Source organism: Novosphingobium sp. THN1 (assembly GCF_003454795.1).
Taxonomy (GTDB): domain Bacteria; phylum Pseudomonadota; class Alphaproteobacteria; order Sphingomonadales; family Sphingomonadaceae; genus Novosphingobium.
Window position 1 is genome coordinate 56665 of the sequence record NZ_CP028348.1, and the last position, 17715, is coordinate 74379.

A 17715-nucleotide genomic window follows, 5' to 3' on the forward strand; every position below is an offset into this window, starting at 1 on the left:
GCGCCGGGCATTCTTCTCTGGTTGCGACAGGCCTCCTCACAGCAAATCGCGCAAGATCGACGCGGAATGATATTTGAGGTCACTGCCGATCGAAATCACTTGCACGCTATGGGCGACCGGGGGCGTCACCGACAGACTTGCAAGCTCTTGCTTTGCCTTGTTTTTCTCGCTGCAGGCCGAAACCGGGTGTGATCAGATCGCTGTCCTGCAGTTTCGAGTGCGCAAGACCTCACCGGCATCACCCTAGGTCCGCCGCCTTCGCGGGAAAGCCAGCCTTGAGCGAAACGCAAGCGGCACCCGGGTTGCCTCGATCCAGTTTGCTGCTCGTCACCGGCCAAGGTCCAGGCTATCGTGATCTTGCCAGAGAGCAGATCGCCACATGCAAACGAGAGTGCCTGATGAGGGAACCCTTTGCACAAGGCCGGGTGGGCTGGAGGGCGCAGCCAGCATTACCAGCCCTGCCGCTCAGCCCCGGCGCGCTTGGAGATCGATTGCCCACACTGACAGATGGCGCCACGCAGCAGGAGTCAACACCGCAGCAAAATTGGCGATTGCGCCGCAAGTGCTTGGCTTCGAACACTTGCGGCGCGCAGGTTTAGAAAAAGCCCAGCCTGTCAGCGTTTCGCATCTGCATGCTGCAGGCAAGACGCCAAGCCGATCAGCAAGATTCCATCACTGCAGGCATGCACATCATATGGATCGCTCCGGCCTTTGAGCAGGTTTGTCCCCCGCACGGCGCGGGTCTGGTGACCGGGGACAGGACATTGCTTGGGTGATTGGAATTCGCGCTCGAGGGGTCGCGCTGACGCCGAGCAAGGTGGCCAGGACCTCGTCACCCGAAGCCTGGGAACCCGGTGGAGCGAAGAGGGGATGAGGTTTCAGGGGAGGCGGTGGTGGGCGCGAGGCTCTGATCCGCGGCAGGCACACATCCTCCACGCCTGTGCGGGGTAAGGCGCAATCTTGCGCCCTTGCCTTCACGCCTCGGAAGCGACAGGGTAGACCAAGGATGCGACGCGATATCGATCACCTCCCTCCGGCCAAGCAGCGCGAACTGCAGCGCGTGGTCCAGCTGATCTTCGAGGAATTCGAGGATGTTACGGCCTGTGCCAACGCTGCGCGCCGCAAGGCAGGGCGCATTCTCAAGGTCATTCTCTACGGTTCTTACGCGCGCGGCGGCTGGGTCGACGAGCCGCATACCGCCAAGGGCTACAAATCCGATTTCGACTTGCTGATCATCGTCAATCACAAGGACCTGACCGACCGGGTCAAGTTCTGGTCGCGGCTCGATGAGCGCCTGATGCGCGAGTATGGCATCACTGGCACGCTCAAGACGCCGGTCAATTTCATTGTGCATACGCTGGGCGAAGTGAACGATGGACTGGCACATGGCCGCTACTTCTTCATGGATGTCGCGCGCGATGGCATCGCGCTCTATGAATCTGATGATACCGAGCTGCACAAGCCAAGGCCCAAGACCCCGGAGCAGGCGCTGGCAATGGCGCGGGAGTACTTTGAGGAGTGGTATCCGAGTGCGCTCAAGCGGTTCGATATCGCGAAATTTGACATCGAAAAAGGGTATCTCAATGATGCCGCATTTGACCTGCACCAAGCAACTGAACGTTTGTATCACTGCGTTCTGCTTACCGTCACCTTCTATACACCGCATGTGCACAATCTGGGATTTCTCCGCACGCAAGCAGAGCGGCTTCATCGCCACCTCGTCAACATCTGGCCAAGTGATCGTAGAACGGATCGCGCCATGTTCGAAAAGCTCAAGGAAGCCTATGTAAAGGCGCGCTATTCAAAGCATTATCGCATAACGACCGAAGAGTTGACTTCGCTTAGCGCAGTGATCGAAGAACTAGGCCGGGTAGTGCAAGAAGTGTGCACCGAACGCATAGCGATGCTTGCGGATGCTCAAAGCAAACAGACCTCGCGTGCTTAACACGACCGCCCAATGACGGCCGAAAGCTCGCGAGGTTGGACGGTCAAGTGCTTCTTGAACTACCGCAGTGCTTCCCCACCCAGTTCAATCATCCTTTGGCCAACAGACGCTTCATCGTCGCCCGCACATCGTCGGCCATGTCTGGACGCTCCAACGCCAAAGCCAGCGTGGCCTCGACGAAGCCGGTCTTACTGCCACAGTCGAAACGGCGTCCGTCAAACTTGACGGCGTGGAAGGGCTGCTGGCCGATCATCCGCGCCATCGCGTCGGTCAACTGGATTTCACCGCCCGCGCCTTTCTCCTGACTTTCGAGCGTGCGCATCACTTCCGGCTGGAGAATGTAGCGGCCAGAGATGATCAGGTTCGAAGGCGCATCCTCGCGCTTCGGCTTCTCGACCAGGCCGGTCACTTCGGTGAGGGAATCCGAAACCCGATTGCCTGGCGCAATCACGCCATAGCTGGACACTTCCTCCTGCGGGACTTCGAGCACGGAGATGAGATTGCCGCCCACTTCGTTGTAGGCATCGACCATCTGCTTCATGCAGCCACCCTTGCCGCCGGGGTCGCCGACCATCATTTCGTCAGGGAGGAAGATCGCAAAGGGCTCGTTGCCGACGACGGCGCGAGCGCACCAGATGGCGTGGCCCAGACCCATAGGCACCTGCTGGCGCACGGTAACGAGATTGCCCGGCAGGATGCGCGTGGGCTCAAGCACCTCGAGCGCCTTGCCGCGATCCGACATGGTGTGCTCAAGTTCGTAGGCGGTGTCGAAGTGTTCGACGATCGCGGTCTTTCCGCGGCCAGTCACGAAGATGAGCTGTTCGATCCCGGCCTCGCGCGCTTCATCCACCGCGTACTGGATCAATGGGCGGTCGATCACTGGCAGCATTTCCTTGGGGATCGCCTTGGTGGCGGGCAGAAAGCGGGTGCCAAGACCTGCTACCGGAAAAACGGCCTTGCGGATCGGCTTTCGCGAAGTGTCGGAACTCATTTGTCAGTCAATATCCATGCTTTGTTGCATCCTCATGATGCACTGCACAATTGCTTGCGCTGAATGTCAAGCAAGACATTTCAAATACTCCGTTAGGGCCGGATCTGTCATTACAGGCCGCTGGCGGTGTTGCTCCCTTGAGGGTTCCATGGATCTGTCCGCACTGGCAGGGCCAGAGCTTGGTTGAGTAGCCTCAAGTTTTCTTGACGCCTTCCGCTTTCAAGATCTGCTGCTATTCGAACTCGACGGGTGACAGCATCCCGTTCCTGACCTGCTTGCGCACCGGGTTGTAGAACATCTCGATGTAATCGAACACGTCCTGCCGGGCTTCCTCGCGTGTTTTGTAGGTCCGACGCGGGATGCGCTCGCGCTTGAGCGACGAGAAGAAGCTCTCGGCGGCGGCGTTGTCATGGCAGTTGCCGCGTCGGGTCATCAAGTGCTCAAGATTGTGAGCCCGGATGAACGCGGCCCAGTCCAGGCTGGTGAACTGGGCGGATTCAACCGGTCGTCGCAACACTGGCTTCACATGGCTGCGCGGTGACATCGTCGGCCTGCTGTGCGCGCCGTGGCAGCGGACGTCGTGGTGACGCCAGTCAGCTCCAACACCGTGCTGGAATTGAGCGGCGCGGCGCCAAAGGTGGTGCGCACGCGCATCGGATCGCCTTACGTGATCCGCGCGATGATGGACGCGGCCGACGCGGATGCGAGCGCGCGGGTCTGCGGTTACGAGGCCAATGGCGGGCTCCTGCTCGGCAGCGCGGTCGACGATCTGGCGCCGCTGCCAACGCGCGATGCCCTGCTGCCGATCATTGCGGTGGTGATGAATGCCAGGGAACGCCCTCTGGCCGAAGTCGTCGCCGAACTGCCGCCGCGCTTCACCTTCTCCGATCGCGTCGCCGATTTCCCGCAAGAAAACAGCGCCGCCCTGATTGCCTTCCTCAGCCACGGCGAGGAAGACGAGCAGCTTGCCCGCATCGCTCGCCTGTTCGGCGAGATTGCCGGCTTCCCCACCGGCATCGACACGACCGATGGCTATCGCATGAGTTTTGCCGATGGTGCGATCATCCACTTCCGTCCCTCGGGCAATGCGCCGGAATTGCGCTGCTACAGCGAGGCTGAGGCCGAGGAGAAGGCGCACGACCTGAATGCCCGGGCGCTGCAACTGGCGCTCTCCCTGCCCGTGCTCGACAAAGGTCAGCATTGAGCGGCGTGCATTACTCAAGCTTATGTGATTCGAAGCTCGTCTTCCCTAACAGGAATTTATGGTTTTTGCTCTGCAAGTCCGCGGCAGGACTACGCTGTCGCGCGGGGACACAGATGCAGTCATAGGCCAATTAATCCTTTGTTTTAAATGGTATTCTCAAGAGAGTGGCGTAAGCTTTTTCGATAGGAAGGCAGCACTTCGGCGTCTTGCGATGGATAACCACTCATTAACCGATACGTACTAATCCTTAGGTGGAAGGGCACGGGGATCGGCCCTCAGCGGAAGAGAACATGGCTCTCGACGCCCGACACGGGTCCCGAACAGAGGGTTAACGAAATGAAGTCCATTGCAATCCTTGCAGCTGTTGCTGCTTTCGCTTCCACGCCCGCCTTCGCTGCAGGCAACACCCAGACACAACAGGGTACCGCAACTGCTACCGTAATTGCGCCAATTACCCTCCAACACACCAACGGCGCCGCAATCGGCTTTGGCAAGTTCACGACCGGCACCGGCGGCACCGTCGTCGTCAGCCCGACCGGCGTTGGCAGCCCGACCGGCGATGTCACCTTCGTCTCAGGCAACACCAATACTGCGGACGCCTTTACCGTGGGCGGCGAGGCCAACCGGACATTCGCTATCACCACCACCGGCGGCAGCGTCTCGAACGGCAGCGTTTCGATGAGCTTTTCCACCACTCCGTCAGCCGCGACCGGTACGCTCAACAACAGTGGCACCGCAGCATTCTCGGTCGGTGGCACTTTGACTGTTCCCGGAACAGCCACGGCCGGAAACTACGTAGGCTCCTACGACGCCACGGTCACCTACAACTGATCACTTCCCTGCGTGAGGACGCGATCCTCCCAAGCGTCCTCACGCCAATCAGATCACTCAGGACGACGAGGCCAGCCATGCCAGGACAAAAGATCTTGAGGCTTCGTGACATCGTCGTACCTGCTGCGATGGTTCTGGTGATTGCAACACCTGCCAGTGCCCAGAGTGCAGCCAACCAGTCGGGCTCGGGCAAAGCAGAAGTCGTGGCACCACTCTCCATCCAGCCGGTTCTCGACCTGCGTTTTGGGCGGTTCTATCGGCCCGTATCCAACGGCAACCTCACGGTTTCGCCATCCGGTGCCGTGACCGGCACCGGGAGCATGGCGAGCGAAGTCTCGACCCCGCAAGCCACAGGCGGTCGTGGCCCCGGCACCTTTCTCGTCAGGGGAGATCCGTCGCGCGTCTTCCGCATTTCGCTCCCCAATCGCATCAACATTACCAACGGCGCCGCCACGATGCGAGTGAGCAACTTCACCAGCAACGTTCCTTCACGCGGCGTAGCGCTAAGTTCGGCCGGGCAGTTCAACATCACCGTTGGCGCGCGCCTCCAGGTTGCCGGCAATCAGGCAGTTGGAGCCTACAGCGGTCGCTTCCCGGTCACGGTTACTTACGATTGACGCTTCCAAGGCAGCATTGCGTTATACGCTAAAACCCTTAGATTCTCGCTGCACGATGCTTTGACGGGGAATGGGGGCAAATCTTGGCCGGTTTTTTGAGGTTGGGTGTCCTTGCAGCGCTCCTGGCTGCGCCGCACGGGCCGATTGTCATTGCTCAGGAAGCACCGCAGCCGCAAGCCACCCCGCCGGCAGGATCCGTCGCCGGTCTTGGCGACATCAATCTCTATCCCAAACGGCTCGTCCTGACAGACCGTGATCGATTGGGAACGATCGGCCTCTACAATCGTAGCCCTGCGACCGGCGAATACGAGATCACGATCTCCGATAAGCTGATGCTGCCAAGCGGCAGCATCGTCGACATGAGTGACGATGCTGCCCGCAATCCCCCATCCGGATTCCGTCCGGCAAGCACTTTGTTGCGGTATTCGCCAAAGTCAGTGCAATTGCCGGGCAACGAGTCACAGACAGTCAGGATCGTGCCGAGGCTGCCGGCCGATCTCCCGCCCGGTGAGTATCGCGCCCATTTCACGGTTTCAGCCGTACCGCCAATCACCGAAGCGGATTCGATCAGCGCTGCTGTCAACGGCAATGCACAGGCCGGCATCGGCGTACAGATCCTGCCTCGCTTCGGAATTTCGATACCCGTCATCCTGCGCATTGGCGCAACGACACTCGATGCGGGGATCAGCGAGGCTCGCCTTGTCCGTTCGGCCGAAGGCTCTTGGGAGTTCGAGGTGACCCTGACGCGCACCGGTACCCGGTCGGCTTTTGGCGATGTCATGATTACGGCAACAGGCTTTGCGAGCCCTGTCGCCCAGCTTCGAGGCGTCGGCCTGTATACCGAGATCAATTCGCGAACGGTCCGCATTCCCATGGACCCCAAGGTTGAGCGAGAAAAACTGCGTCCTGGCATGATGGTGACCATCACGTACCTCGACGATGACGTCGCTCCCGGTGCCGTGCTCGCCCGCAAGGAGATACGCCTGCCGTGAGCCGGGGGTGGCTGCCAAAGGCGGCGCTTCTGACCGGCACGGGCACAGCAATTGCCACTGCGGGACTGATGCTTGGTCGCGACGACAGGGCACCCGATGCCCCGCCCGGGGACGCCGAAATCAAGAACGAGCCCGAACGCATTGAGATGCCTGCAGTGCAATTTGCCCCTGCCGCATCCGATGGCCTTGGCGCGCGCTTGGACAACCCGCTTTCCAGGACGAACGGGCAGCAGGTCACTGAAGTGCACGGCGCCGTTCGTTCCGGATCGAGGCGAGCAATAGCGGTCTCGCAGCTGGATTTGCCGGTCACTCTTGATCGGCCGCGAGACAGGCAACAGCCGACGGCGCAGAACGGCCTGGCGCGCGTCTCGAGGACATCGACCGATCCGGCCCTGACTGACACCGCCTGCGCCGCGTCATGCCCTGCGCAGGCCTTGCCGGAGCAGGCTGATCGGGATCCTGCAATCTCTCCGATCTGGGCGCGTCCCGGTCAAACCTCGACTATCTTTGAGGTTCATGAACGCGAGCCGGCGACCGGGTCTAACGGATCTGATCCAACACCAATTATCGTGCTTCCTGTACCGGCCTTCGGCGCTGTTTCTGACCCTGCTCTTGAAACACGCCCCCCACTCCCCTTGCCAGCTACAGGGTCTGGACCGAAGGCCGAGCCCGCTCTGGTATTAGTTGGTGAAGCTGCTCTTGCCGGGCCAAACGCGAGTTCTGTTGATAGTCTGCCGCAGACATCCCCTGTATCCCCGCTGTCTGTCGTTGGACCGGACCCGGAACCAGCAGCAACAGCGCATGGGCCCGCACCCGTGCCCGCAAATCACATCGTCAGCACCGATGCGGCCGACGAGCAGACCACCTTGCCGAACCGTCATCAGGATGGGGGCGAAGTGCCCTGCCCATCCTGCGAGGAAGGCACACCGTCCTTACTTGCAGGCGCCCGCCAGGTTTCGGCACTATCACTCCGCGCAGAAGAGGATTCCCAACAGCGCCAGTCGTCATCCGCAATCGACAGTCATTTCGAAAGAGGCCATCAGGCGTCTTATCCCATCGCTGCGGGATCGATGCCGCAGGCACCTGCCGCTGCTCTGGCTCCGGCACCGAGCCCAGAAAGGACGCTGCCAACTCCCTTGTTCGGCCAAGGAGAACACCCTCCTGTCCCTGCCGCTCTGAACCGTCCTGTGCCCGCCCGAAGCACTCGCACGCAGGCTGCGACACTTGCAACAACACCGCGACCCGGCACAACGACGGCAAATGCCGCCGATTCAGCCTCAGGGACGGGTTTGGGGGCAGGATTGCTCGCCGCCGACACGCCCATGTTCACAGATGACGACGAACTGGTCATTTCCCTGCGAACAGCTTCCGGCGAAATCGAGGAAACCATCACCGCGTTCGGCACGCGCCAAGGTGTCTTTCTACCCTTGGGAGAACTGTCGCGGATACTTGATCTCGCGATCAGGATTTCGGACGAAGGACATTACGCCAGCGGCTGGATCATCGAGCCTGCACGAAGCGTATCGCTCAACCTTCGCGCCCGCGAAGGCATCATAGCCGGCAAGGCGACACAATTGTCGCCGGCGCTCTTCGCCTCCTATCAGGGCGATATCTTCGTGCGTTCCGATGCGCTCGCGAGCATCCTGCCAGTCGAGGTGAAAGTCGACCTGCGCGATCAGGCGGTCATCATCACTCTCCTCGAAAAGTTCCCGTTTCAGGCGCGGCTCGAGCGCGAAGCCGAGCGTCAGCGCCTCGCCAGTCGGCAAGGTGCCAGCCAGAAAGAGAATGCGCCCCTCGAACCCACTCCCTGGGCAGCATATTCTATGCCTGTCAGCGACGTGGAAATGCGCGCGGTGACCGACGACACGTTCGGGTCACGCCTTGAACTTGAAATGCGTGCCGCAGCAGATCTCGCCTTCGTGACAGCGCGAGGCTATCTTGAAGCCAGCAGCCGCGATGGCCTGACAGGCGTCCGCATGGAATTTGGCCGCCGGGATCCGGCAGCAACGCTCCTTGGCCCTTTGCACGCCACACAGTTCGCTATCGGCGATATCGCGACGGTTTCGCAGGCGATTGGCCTCAGGTCCGTGGCCGGTCGAGGTCTCTTTGTCAGCAACGCTCCGCTGGATGAAAGCTCCGTATTCGACAGGATCGATCTTCGAGGGCCCCTTCCCGATGGCTACGAAGTCGAACTCTACCGCAACAATGTTCTGATTGGCGCATCGCAAACCGCGGTCAATGGTCAGTACGAGTTTCTGCAAATCCCGCTCGACTTCGGAGCGAATGTGCTGCGCCTCGTGTTCTATGGCCCGCAAGGTCAAACCCGGGAGGAAGTACGTCGCTTCAACGTGGGCAATGGCCGGCTTGCCACCGGCGATTTCGTCTATGATCTTGGCGTGGTCCAAAAGGATCGGCCCCTGATCGCGGTCCGCCCTCCCCTCTATCTTGCAACCCCCAGCGAAGGCCAGTGGCGGGCTTCCGGCAACATCGCCTACGGCATGTCTTCCCGTGTGACGCTCGCCGGCGGAATGGCGCTTGCCTGGAACAAGCTGGGCGAGCTGCCCGGAATCGCAGGCAACATCGGCATTCGCAGCGAAATCGCAGGCCTGCCCTGGCGGCTCGACGCCGCGCTCCAGCAAGGCGGCGCGCGCGCACTGCGCGGTGCCGTCGCTGCGCGAATGGGCGCAATCGGCGTGTCCATGGCGCACGGCGAGTATCGCGGGGGCTTCATCGACGAGGTACAGGCATTCGAAGCTGTCCCCTTGCGCCGGGCAAGCTCGCTCGATGTCAACGGCGCATTGCCCTTCGGATCGACCGGCCTTCCCTTCATCGCTCGCCTGTCCCGGCTGGCCTTCGCCGATGGCAGATCGATCGAAACGGCAAGCCTGCGTACATCGCTGCGAATTGGCACCGCTCTGCTCAGCCCCGCGCTGGAATACAATGCGTCGGCTGCGGGCCTCGCGACCAGCTCTCGCCTGGCTGCGAGTTTCGACCTGGCCCTCTTTGCCGGATCGCGCACCCGGATCAGGGCGTCGACCACGGTTGATCTTCTCGGTTCGCCGACATTGTCCCAAATCTCGGGGCAGATTGATCGAACCCTGTCGGCAAGACAGGCCGTCCGCATCTTTGCCTCGCATTCGTTCCCTGCGCGTCAAAGCCAGATCGGCGGTTCGTTCAGCCATCGTTTCGACAACGCCAGTCTGGCGCTCGATGCTTCGGCCAGTTTCCCGACGCACGCTCACTACATCGGCTTGCGCCTCTCGACAGGCTTCCTGCAGAACCCCTTCTCCCGGCGCATCCAACTGGCGATGCCGGGAGTTTCCAGTGGCGGTCTACTTGCCGTTCGCACCTACCGCGACGAAAATGCCAATGGCATCCAGGATGCAGGAGACGCACCTATCGCCAACGTTGCCGTCATTGCTTCAGGCAAGGCCTATGAAACCGATGACGATGGTATTGCGCTCGTGCCCTCGCTTGGCGACGGCCAGAAGGCAAGCTACGGCATTGACGAGGCTACGCTGCCTGACATTACCCTGGCACCAGGCCGCAAAGGCAGCGCCTTTGTCGCGCGAGCGGGCCGGATTCACAGCGTCGGTCTTGGTATCGTGTCCTTGTCCGATATCGAGGGTCAGGCGGTCTATTCAGGGGCCGCCACGCTCAAGGGTGTATCGGGCTTGCAGATGGTTCTGACCGACCTCGACGGCAATGCTCGCGGCAGGGCGCGCTCGCGCGCTGGGGGCAGCTTTCTGTTCGAGCGGGTTCCACCCGGTCGCTACCGCATCGAAATCGCCGCCGATCAGGCAGAGCGCCTTGGCATCGGCCTCGCTACCCCTGTCGTAATCGAGCTGTCCGGAAAAGCGGACATCGTTCGTGCGAACCTGCTGGTGAAGGATACACAGTCCTTGCCCGGTCAATGATTCCCGGCAAGTCGCAGTCAATTCCCTGGCGCTTGGCTGATCGCTTGCTCCCCATAACTGCAGCTTGCCACGCGCGCGCAACGCTTCATCTCTCCACGCCACTTGCAATGTTGCATTGCAAAATGCAGAGCCTAGACCCCTAGCCGCTGCCGGTTTTGCGTGAAAGTCAGGAAATTCTTGTCGACATGCCACGTTCGACGTTGATACCAATTCTGGCAGCCACATTCTGGCTGTGTGTCGTCGTCACGCTCTTTTTCGCCTTGTCTCCTCGAGGCGACATCGCCCTTGTGAACGACAAGACCCTCCACATGCTGGCGTTTGCATCCCTGACGTGCCTTGCCTGCGCGACATTTCCTTTTGCGTCGATGATCCGAGTCTTTTTCTGGCTCTGTCTCTTTGGTGGAGCCATCGAACTGGCTCAGATGATCCCGGAAGTGCACCGTGATGCGGAACTCGCCGACTGGCTAGCCGATACCTTGGCGATCGCAGGTGTGCTTTGCGCAATCAAGCTGACCGGCTTTCGCGCCTGGCAGGCAAGGTCTGCTCTTGCTGCTTCGGCTCGCGGCTCGGCTTGATATGGCTCGGGCCAACATGGATCTGGCAACATTCTGGCGGTCCCTGGCCGGTCCGCTCTCCATTCGAACGATTGCGGCCGCGGCCCTCCTGACTCTTGGTTGCGTCGTTTCCCTGCCATCCTTGGCCGAAGCGCCAGCTCCCTGGCCAATCCGGACGCGCGAGCGGATCGCGCTGGTCAATGAGCTGGATTTCCGATTGCGCAGTGCAGTTCTGCCCTCGGCCTGCAGCAAACAAGCTCCGGTACTCGGTGCCGAGTTCGATGCCATCAGCAATTACGCGGCAAACGACCGGACCGCCATTGCGCAATTGCTGGGCCTGCATGAGCATCCCCAGGCCGTTGCCGTAGCTGCAGGCAGCCCCGCCGCTATTGCCGGCCTGGCGGTCGGTGACGACGTCCTGAGCATCAATGGCAAAGAGCCAGCGCAACTGCCAGCGGTCGGCGGCCTCACCTTGTCCGATCTCGTCCACGACAGCATTGTCGAACAGCTCTCTAGCGGACCGGTCAAACTGCTCATCAAGCGTGGCGGTACACTCAAGGAACTCGTCATCTCGCCTCGTCTGCTTTGCCCGGGCCATGCCAACCTCTCGACAGCCCGTAACGTGACTTCGCATGAAGGTGGCAATGAAATTCTCGTGACAGCCGGCATGGTCGACTTCACGCGCAGCACCGATGAGCTGGCACTGGTCATGGGGCACGAGTTCGCTCACGTGTTCCTCGGGCATGACAAGGCCAAGTCGCTCGGCATTCGCAGGCAAATGGAACGCGACGCCGATATGCTCGGTGCCGCCATTGCCCGCTGCGCAGGTTATGACGTGGCCAAGTCACTGTCCTTCTGGGACCGGTTCGGTGCGCGCGACAAGTTCGCCTTTCTCAAACTGCCAACGCACGACAAGGCAAGCACGAGAAAGCAGCGCCTGCTTGCCTATGTGCACGAAACACAAGCGCAATGTCCCTTGGCGGCGCTATGATTAATTTCCGCAATCATCCCCGTTGTGCAGGCTGTGTCCTGCACAAGACGGAGCGGAGTCCAGCCATCTCCGCTCGTTGGCGCCGCTACCGGCATCACGCCGTGATCGCCTGATGCGCCTGAAGTGTGAGCAAGCGCACTGCTCCAATCCGGGACGACCCTTAACAAAAGTACAACGAATCACTTGCGACCTTCGCGGGTGCAGCATAGTGTCCAAAATGAAACAAACGATAGAATGGCTTTCCGGTCAGGTCGCGCCGCTGGTCTGGAGCACTCAGGGATGAATCAGCACACGGGCATTGCGATAGATAGCCTCGCATCGACAACACGCGGCAGGCGCCCGGTCTCCAAGCACAAGCAGCGAGTGTTTCTCGCTGCCACGCTGTTGCTGACCGACCTCGTTGCGATTTTCCTCGGTCTTGCCCTGGCAAGCATGATCCGGTTCGGCCATGTATGGACTGGCCTCGATAGCCGCAATATCCTGGCCATTGCACCATTTTACGTGATCAGCGCTGTGGCCGTACGAGCGCTGAGTGGCGAGGCGCTGATCAGGCTCGCCGAGACGCTGAAGCGAGGCATGCTGGCACTGGGCGCTACGGCATCCATGCTTCTCTATCTTCTCTTTGCCACCCAGGACGGCGACCAGGTCTCGAGAGCTCTCCTCACCCTGACATTTGCTTGTGCAGCTGCCATGCTTTTGGTCCTCCGACCGCTGCACGTCTATTTTGCTCGGCATCACCTCGGCGGTGAACTCTATTCGGTTCTGGTCCTCAACGATGGCGTGTTTCCTGTATCGCTGGGGCGCCACATATCGATAAACGTCAGTGGTCGTTTCGATGCCGCCAATCCAAGCGCAGAGGACTACGATCGCCTTGCCGGCCTGCTGGTGTGTTGCGATCGGGTTGTCGTGCGTTGTACCCCTGACAAGCGAGACCTTTGGGCCCACGTTCTGCAGGGCATGAATGTGCACGCCGAAATCATCGCCCCGGAAATCACGCAAACTCGGGCTATCGCCGTCAGTTCGTTCGCGGGCCGTCCGACCTTCCTTGTGGCAAAAGGACCGCTCAATTTGCGGGACCGCATGCTCAAGCGCGGCTTCGATATCATTGTCGCGGCGAGCGCCTTGCTGTTCTTGGCGCCTGTGATGCTGCTCGTCGCTGTTGCCATCCGTTTGGAAAGCCCGGGGCCAGCGCTTTTCCGGCAGAAGCGCATCGGACGGCAAAATCGTCTGTTTGACATCTTCAAGTTCAGGTCAATGCGCGTCGAGACCTGCGACCTCGGCGGCCGCCGCTCTGCAACGCGCGATGATGATCGCATTACGCGTGTCGGACGCTTCATCCGGCGCACGAGCATCGACGAACTGCCACAGCTGCTGAATGTTCTCAAAGGCGACATGTCGATTGTCGGGCCCCGCCCTCATGCCGTGCATTCAACCGCAAAATCCAAGCTCTTCTGGGAGGTCGACGAGCGATATTGGTATCGCCACGCGTGCAAGCCTGGCATTACCGGTCTTGCGCAAATCAGGGGATATCGCGGAGCGACACATGAAGAGAGCGATCTGACTGACAGGCTTGAAGCGGATTTGGAGTATGTTGGGAAATGGTCGTTCTGGAATGATGTGGCGATTATCGTGAAGACGGTGATGGTCGTTGTTCATCCGAATGCGTATTGAATTATTGTAGATCGTGTGCACCCATATTTGCTTTATCTAGTACTTCTGTTGTTGCCGCCTGTTGTGCAAAGGTCTTCGGCTCGGAAAGGGAAATGATCGAGTACGGTCTTCTGTTAGGCCTTTAAATGCGGCATTTCAGAAACAGGGTGGTGTCAACCTGAAGCGCAACACGTCTCGGCAGCAACCTGAGCCTCTGCCACCAGTCTGGCAAAGACCTCGTTGGGTGTTTCAAAGTCGAGCACCTTGCGCGGCCGGTTGTTCAGCCGCTCGGCGATTTCATTGAGCTGGTCCTGGCTGAAGCCGGACAGGTCGGTTCCCTTGGGCAGATATTGCCGGATCAGACCGTTGGCGTTCTCGTTGCTGGGGCGCTGCCAGGGACTGTAGGGATCGCAGAACCACACTTTTATACCGGTGTTGCGGGTGAGATCGGCGTGGCGGGCAATTTCGGTGCCGCGATCGTAGGTCAGGCTTGTTGAGTAGCGCTGAGAATTGACCCATGCTTTCCTCGCCCCCGGCTGACAGTCGGGAGGCATCGGAGTGATCGACATGGCTCGGCTTTGGCCCCTTCCCCCGGAAGGGGCGTCGCCTGCGCTACTCAGTGTGATCCGCCGCTGGCACTTTCGGCAAGACATACCCATTCGCGAAATCAAGCGGCGAACGGGATTATCGCGCAACACGATCCGCAAGTATCTTCGCGCCGACGCGGTGGAGCCGGTCTTCAGGGTTCCTGATAGACCGAGCAAGCTGCCCCCTTTGCTGAGAAGTTGACAGGGTGGCTGCGGTTGGAGGCTGGTCGCCCGTGAAAAGCGCTGAAAGCCGCAGAAATGCGTCGGTTTTGGCGGATTTGAGGTAATCGTATTTGCAAGGTTTCGGGCAGGATCGCGCCAAAAGCTTGCGATTTTGCGCGCCCGTGCACGTAGGGGCTTCCTCAGCAAACCGGGCTGTGATTCATTGTGGTGGTCGACACGATGAGGTTTGCCGATGCCGCCGAAGAACCCTGCCCCGCGCAGTGACGAGTTGTTCCGCGGCCAGCTTGACAACATGATCGATATGGGGCACGCGCTGGTGAAGCTGGCTAAATTGATCGACTGGTCGCGCTTCGATGAAGCGTTCGGTCGGTTCTATCATGAGAAGGGGCGCCCCGGCCTGTCGACGCGATTGATGGCGGGCTTGCATCTGCTCAAGCACATGGAAGGTCTGTCCGACGAGGTCGTATGTGCCCGCTGGGTAGAGAACCCGTATTTCCAATACTTCTGCGGCGAACAGTACTTCCGCCACATGCTGCCGCTCGATCGCTCGTCGATGACCCGCTGGCGCGGGCGGATCGGTGCTGACAAGCTCGAACTGCTGCTGGCCGAGACGCTGCGGATTGCAATGGAAACCCAGGCCCAAGTTGAACAGTTGCGTTGGAACAAAGGTGGGTCAAATCGCGTAAGTGATTGATATTGTGTTGGGTGATTTTCGGCCGAGAATGGGGTGTAGTAACAACATCGTCATGTTCGTCGTCGAAAGAGTCGCCCGCGGCCACCGCTACCTCTACCTCGTCGAAAGCGTGCGCGAGGGTAAGGTCGTCCGCCAGCGCACTATCAAGGCGCTTGGCCGCAAGGATGTACTCGCCGCCAGTGGCGAACTCGACAGACTGGCATCCTCGATTGCGCGGCATGCCGAGCGCAGTGTGATCCTGTCGGACATCGATGCGGGCAAGATTACAGCCCAGCGCATCGGCGGTGTCAATGGACACCCAGTTTTACGAGCTAAGGCGACACCCAGTGTTACGAGGTGTCGCGCTGCATGAGAGGCATGATTTCAGGGGTGGGGAGCATGCTCCCCACCCCTGAAATTTCGTCGACGAAGATTGGAGATCAGGCCTTGAAGGCGTCCTCGAGGTCGCGCAGGCGGCAGCTACGACCTTTGATATTGAGGACGTGGGCGCGGTGGAGAAGCCGGTCGAGGATAGCGGCGGCGAGGACTTCGTCGCCAGCGAGCAGCTCGGTCCAGTCGCGGATGCTTTTGTTGGTGGTAATCATCATCGCGCCGCGTCCGTAACGATAGCTGACGAGACGGAAGAACAGGCTGGCTTCCTCACGGTTGAGCGGATCGTAGCCCATCTCGTCGATCAGCAGGGGCGCACTCGACATGTACTTGCGCATCTTGATGCGCGGCGGTGGCAACTGGGCATCGTGGCGCAGCGCGGCCATGAGCTCGTCGAAGCGGTAGTACTGGACCGAGAAGCCGAGTTGGACCGCACGGATGCCCAGCGCAGCGAGCAGGTGCGACTTGCCCACGCCAGGCGGCCCCTGCAGCAGGACCACCTCGGCGTTGCGTATCCAGGTGCCAGTGGCGAGTGTGTCGATGCGTGAGCGCTCGATTGCGGGCTGGAAGGCAAAATCGAAGTTCTCCAGCGTCTGCCCCGACGGCAGCTTCGAGTTCTTGAGTATGACCCGCACACGCCGCTCCTCGCGGCCAGCAAGTTCGGTGGTGAGGAGCCGGTCGAGGAAGACGTGCGCACTTATCTCGTCACGCACCGCCTCGCCAAACATGTCATCGAGAGCATCTGCGGCATGGCCACAAGCAAGCTGACACAGCTTCTCGCGGGTGGCATCGATATCGAGCCTTATCCGGGGCGTGTTCATCGAGCCACCTCCGCGAGGGTAACTGCTCAGGAGGTTGGCACTGAGGCCGATCAAGCGACGGCGAAGCGTCCGTCGACGAGATCGCGGATTGCGCTGAGTGCGGACTGGCCAGAGAGGCGTGCGGTGCCGGTGACGGAACGGTATCCGGCATGGATCTGAGCGCCCCAGTCTGACCTGAAGCCGTTGGTGACCTTACGGAAGACGACCGAGGGGCGGATTTCGCGCTCGGAGATGTTGTTCGTGGCCGGCACGTCACGGTTTTTGAGGAAGACGAAGAACTTCCCCCGCCATGCCTTGATTTGCTTGAGCAGAACGCGCCCGGCGGGATGAGCGACAGGTCTGGCAACCAGACGATCGAGGATATTGTCGGCTTTGGCAGCATAGGCGGCCAAGGTGCTGTCCTTGAGCTGGTCTCGTCGTCGCCCGACCTTGATCGCCCAGCGCAGATGGTCGCGGATGCTTGGCGCAAAGGCAGTGTCGCCGCTGTCGATGGCGTACTGAACATCGCGCAGGACATGGGCAAGGCAAACCTGATGCTCGCGTCCCAACTCCTGCTGACCCGAATAGCGGTCGGAGACCCAGACATCGGGCCGATGCTGTCCCAGTACGTCTTCGGCAACGCTGCGGGCCCGGCGCGAGGCAATCTTGTGCAGGACAGCGTCGCTGGACAGGAACACCCACTGCCACTGCATCACGCCGTTGGTCCGGGTTGTCGTCTCGTCCGAAGCAATGATGCGCGCCTTGAGCAATTTGGCGCGGATCGCAGTCGTGGCCGCATCCATGCTGGTGCGCAGGCGGCGGAACATGTTGGCGATGGCACCTTCGGAGATTGTCAGCCCGAACAGTTCGCCAGCAATCCGGGAAAGGCGCTCGAAACCCACGTGATGGCTATGATGCAGATAGGCCATCAGCGCACGGATGCCTGGGCCGAAGGGCGAACCGGGAGCCATGCCCACAGGCGCCTGCGCCTTGTAGCGTCGGCCACAGCACCGGCAGCGCCCACCCCACAACTCCACCCGGGTGACGACGGGACGGCTCGGTGGCAGGTCGACATGATCGTAGCGCTGCCGGCACTGCTGTACCTGGCTGGTCACATCCGTGCCGCAATGGCCGCACTCGCTGGCCATGACACGTTCGGTCTTGTCGGGTGTCTCGGCCAGTGGGCGGTGTTTGCCCTCGCGCGCAGGTCGCTTGCCTGCCTTCGGCTTGCGCCCCTTGCCACCCTTCTTGCCGAAATCGTCCTTCGAGGGCGGGATGTGCGAGTTCGAGGATGTCTTGCGCGGCTTGCCGACCAGACCCTCAAGTTCCGTAATCCGCGCCGCCATCCGTTCGATCATCTCGTGCTGGGCCAGAAGAAGCTCGTTCTTCT

The 17715-nt window shown here is 60.6% G+C and carries 15 protein-coding genes and 3 pseudogenes; 13 read left to right on the forward strand and 5 right to left on the reverse strand.

Going from position 1 to position 17715, the window contains the following annotated elements:
* The first annotated feature begins 1006 nt into the window (after positions 1–1006).
* On the forward strand, positions 1007–1945 hold the full coding sequence (locus tag C7W88_RS17365; protein ID WP_118074876.1) for a nucleotidyltransferase and HEPN domain-containing protein: 939 nt from the start codon (positions 1007–1009) through the stop codon (positions 1943–1945).
* Positions 1946–2033: 88 nt separating this feature from the next.
* Here C7W88_RS17365 and galU read toward each other — a convergent pair whose 3' ends face one another.
* On the reverse strand, positions 2034–2936 hold the full coding sequence (gene galU / locus C7W88_RS17370; RefSeq protein WP_118074877.1) for a UTP--glucose-1-phosphate uridylyltransferase GalU: 903 nt from the start codon (positions 2934–2936) through the stop codon (positions 2034–2036).
* 232 nt (positions 2937–3168) lie between these two features.
* Positions 3169–3429, reverse strand: a pseudogene (locus tag C7W88_RS17375) (IS3 family transposase); the annotation flags it as partial.
* On the opposite strand from C7W88_RS17375, the gene C7W88_RS24450 reads away from it, so the two are divergent.
* From C7W88_RS24450 to C7W88_RS17415, 9 genes are all read left to right on the forward strand, one after another.
* Positions 3395–3523: a hypothetical protein gene (locus tag C7W88_RS24450; protein WP_255418825.1), complete on the forward strand. Its 129-nt coding sequence runs from the start codon at positions 3395–3397 to the stop codon at positions 3521–3523. The pseudogene C7W88_RS17375 and the gene C7W88_RS24450 overlap by 35 nt on opposite strands.
* The gene (locus C7W88_RS17380; protein ID WP_240345067.1) at positions 3502–4140 is read left to right on the forward strand and encodes a hypothetical protein; all 639 of its coding nucleotides are present in this window, start codon (positions 3502–3504) and stop codon (positions 4138–4140) included. Before C7W88_RS24450 ends, C7W88_RS17380 begins: the two co-directional genes overlap by 22 nt.
* 336 nt (positions 4141–4476) lie before the next feature.
* Positions 4477–4971 carry a DUF4402 domain-containing protein gene (locus tag C7W88_RS17385; protein ID WP_118074878.1) on the forward strand — a complete coding sequence of 165 codons (495 nt, stop codon included), beginning with the start codon at positions 4477–4479 and terminating at the stop codon, positions 4969–4971.
* A gap of 95 nt (positions 4972–5066) precedes the next feature.
* A complete protein-coding gene (locus C7W88_RS17390; RefSeq protein WP_162896191.1) occupies positions 5067–5588 on the forward strand; it encodes a DUF4402 domain-containing protein in 522 nt (173 codons plus the stop codon).
* A gap of 83 nt (positions 5589–5671) precedes the next feature.
* Positions 5672–6580, forward strand: a complete 909-nt coding sequence (locus tag C7W88_RS17395; RefSeq protein ID WP_162896192.1) for a hypothetical protein — start codon at positions 5672–5674, stop codon at positions 6578–6580.
* 197 nt (positions 6581–6777) lie between these two features.
* Complete coding sequence (locus C7W88_RS17400) at positions 6778–10497, forward strand: hypothetical protein (protein WP_162896193.1); 3720 nt, start codon at positions 6778–6780, stop codon at positions 10495–10497.
* Between the two features lie 155 nt (positions 10498–10652).
* A complete protein-coding gene (locus tag C7W88_RS17405; RefSeq protein ID WP_205525337.1) occupies positions 10653–11072 on the forward strand; it encodes a teicoplanin resistance protein VanZ in 420 nt (139 codons plus the stop codon).
* A gap of 16 nt (positions 11073–11088) precedes the next feature.
* Positions 11089–12042 (forward strand): M48 family metallopeptidase, encoded by a 954-nt coding sequence (locus tag C7W88_RS17410; RefSeq protein ID WP_162896195.1) that lies wholly within the window; start codon positions 11089–11091, stop codon positions 12040–12042.
* Positions 12043–12321: 279 nt separating this feature from the next.
* Positions 12322–13713 (forward strand): exopolysaccharide biosynthesis polyprenyl glycosylphosphotransferase, encoded by a 1392-nt coding sequence (locus tag C7W88_RS17415; protein ID WP_162896196.1) that lies wholly within the window; start codon positions 12322–12324, stop codon positions 13711–13713.
* A 152-nt stretch (positions 13714–13865) separates the two neighbouring features.
* Here C7W88_RS17415 and C7W88_RS17420 read toward each other — a convergent pair.
* A pseudogene (locus C7W88_RS17420) lies at positions 13866–14183 on the reverse strand (IS30 family transposase); the annotation flags it as partial.
* 76 nt (positions 14184–14259) lie between these two features.
* Here C7W88_RS17420 and C7W88_RS17425 point away from each other — a divergent pair.
* The 3 genes and pseudogenes from C7W88_RS17425 to C7W88_RS17435 all read left to right on the forward strand — a co-directional run.
* Positions 14260–14510: pseudogene (locus C7W88_RS17425) on the forward strand (hypothetical protein); the annotation flags it as partial.
* A 184-nt stretch (positions 14511–14694) separates the two neighbouring features.
* Positions 14695–15156 (forward strand): transposase, encoded by a 462-nt coding sequence (locus C7W88_RS17430; protein ID WP_118074886.1) that lies wholly within the window; start codon positions 14695–14697, stop codon positions 15154–15156.
* Between the two features lie 28 nt (positions 15157–15184).
* Positions 15185–15508, forward strand: a complete 324-nt coding sequence (locus C7W88_RS17435) for a hypothetical protein (RefSeq protein ID WP_240345068.1) — start codon at positions 15185–15187, stop codon at positions 15506–15508.
* A 67-nt stretch (positions 15509–15575) separates the two neighbouring features.
* On the opposite strand, the gene istB is transcribed toward C7W88_RS17435, so the two are convergent.
* Both istB and C7W88_RS17445 read right to left on the reverse strand, forming a co-directional pair.
* Positions 15576–16346 (reverse strand): IS21-like element helper ATPase IstB, encoded by a 771-nt coding sequence (istB, locus tag C7W88_RS17440; RefSeq protein WP_162896197.1) that lies wholly within the window; start codon positions 16344–16346, stop codon positions 15576–15578.
* A 50-nt stretch (positions 16347–16396) separates the two neighbouring features.
* Positions 16397–17683: an IS66 family transposase gene (locus C7W88_RS17445; protein ID WP_370073286.1), complete on the reverse strand. Its 1287-nt coding sequence runs from the start codon at positions 17681–17683 to the stop codon at positions 16397–16399.
* Between the last annotated feature and the right edge of the window lie 32 nt (positions 17684–17715).

What these genes read in the sequence shown, in the direction of transcription:
- C7W88_RS17385 (WP_118074878.1), top strand. Translation starts at nt 4,477, where the DNA reads ATGAAGTCCATTGCAATCCTTGCAGCTGTTGCTGCTTTCGCTTCCACG.
- C7W88_RS17435 (WP_240345068.1), top strand. Translation starts at nt 15,185, where the DNA reads ATGGGGTGTAGTAACAACATCGTCATGTTCGTCGTCGAAAGAGTCGCC.
- C7W88_RS17415 (WP_162896196.1), top strand. Translation starts at nt 12,322, where the DNA reads ATGAATCAGCACACGGGCATTGCGATAGATAGCCTCGCATCGACAACA.
- galU (WP_118074877.1), bottom strand. Translation starts at nt 2,936, where the DNA reads ATGAGTTCCGACACTTCGCGAAAGCCGATCCGCAAGGCCGTTTTTCCG.
- C7W88_RS17410 (WP_162896195.1), top strand. Translation starts at nt 11,089, where the DNA reads ATGGATCTGGCAACATTCTGGCGGTCCCTGGCCGGTCCGCTCTCCATT.
- C7W88_RS17430 (WP_118074886.1), top strand. Translation starts at nt 14,695, where the DNA reads ATGCCGCCGAAGAACCCTGCCCCGCGCAGTGACGAGTTGTTCCGCGGC.
- istB (WP_162896197.1), bottom strand. Translation starts at nt 16,346, where the DNA reads ATGAACACGCCCCGGATAAGGCTCGATATCGATGCCACCCGCGAGAAG.
- C7W88_RS17445 (WP_370073286.1), bottom strand. Translation starts at nt 17,683, where the DNA reads ATGATCGAACGGATGGCGGCGCGGATTACGGAACTTGAGGGTCTGGTC.
- C7W88_RS24450 (WP_255418825.1), top strand. Translation starts at nt 3,395, where the DNA reads ATGAACGCGGCCCAGTCCAGGCTGGTGAACTGGGCGGATTCAACCGGT.
- C7W88_RS17365 (WP_118074876.1), top strand. Translation starts at nt 1,007, where the DNA reads ATGCGACGCGATATCGATCACCTCCCTCCGGCCAAGCAGCGCGAACTG.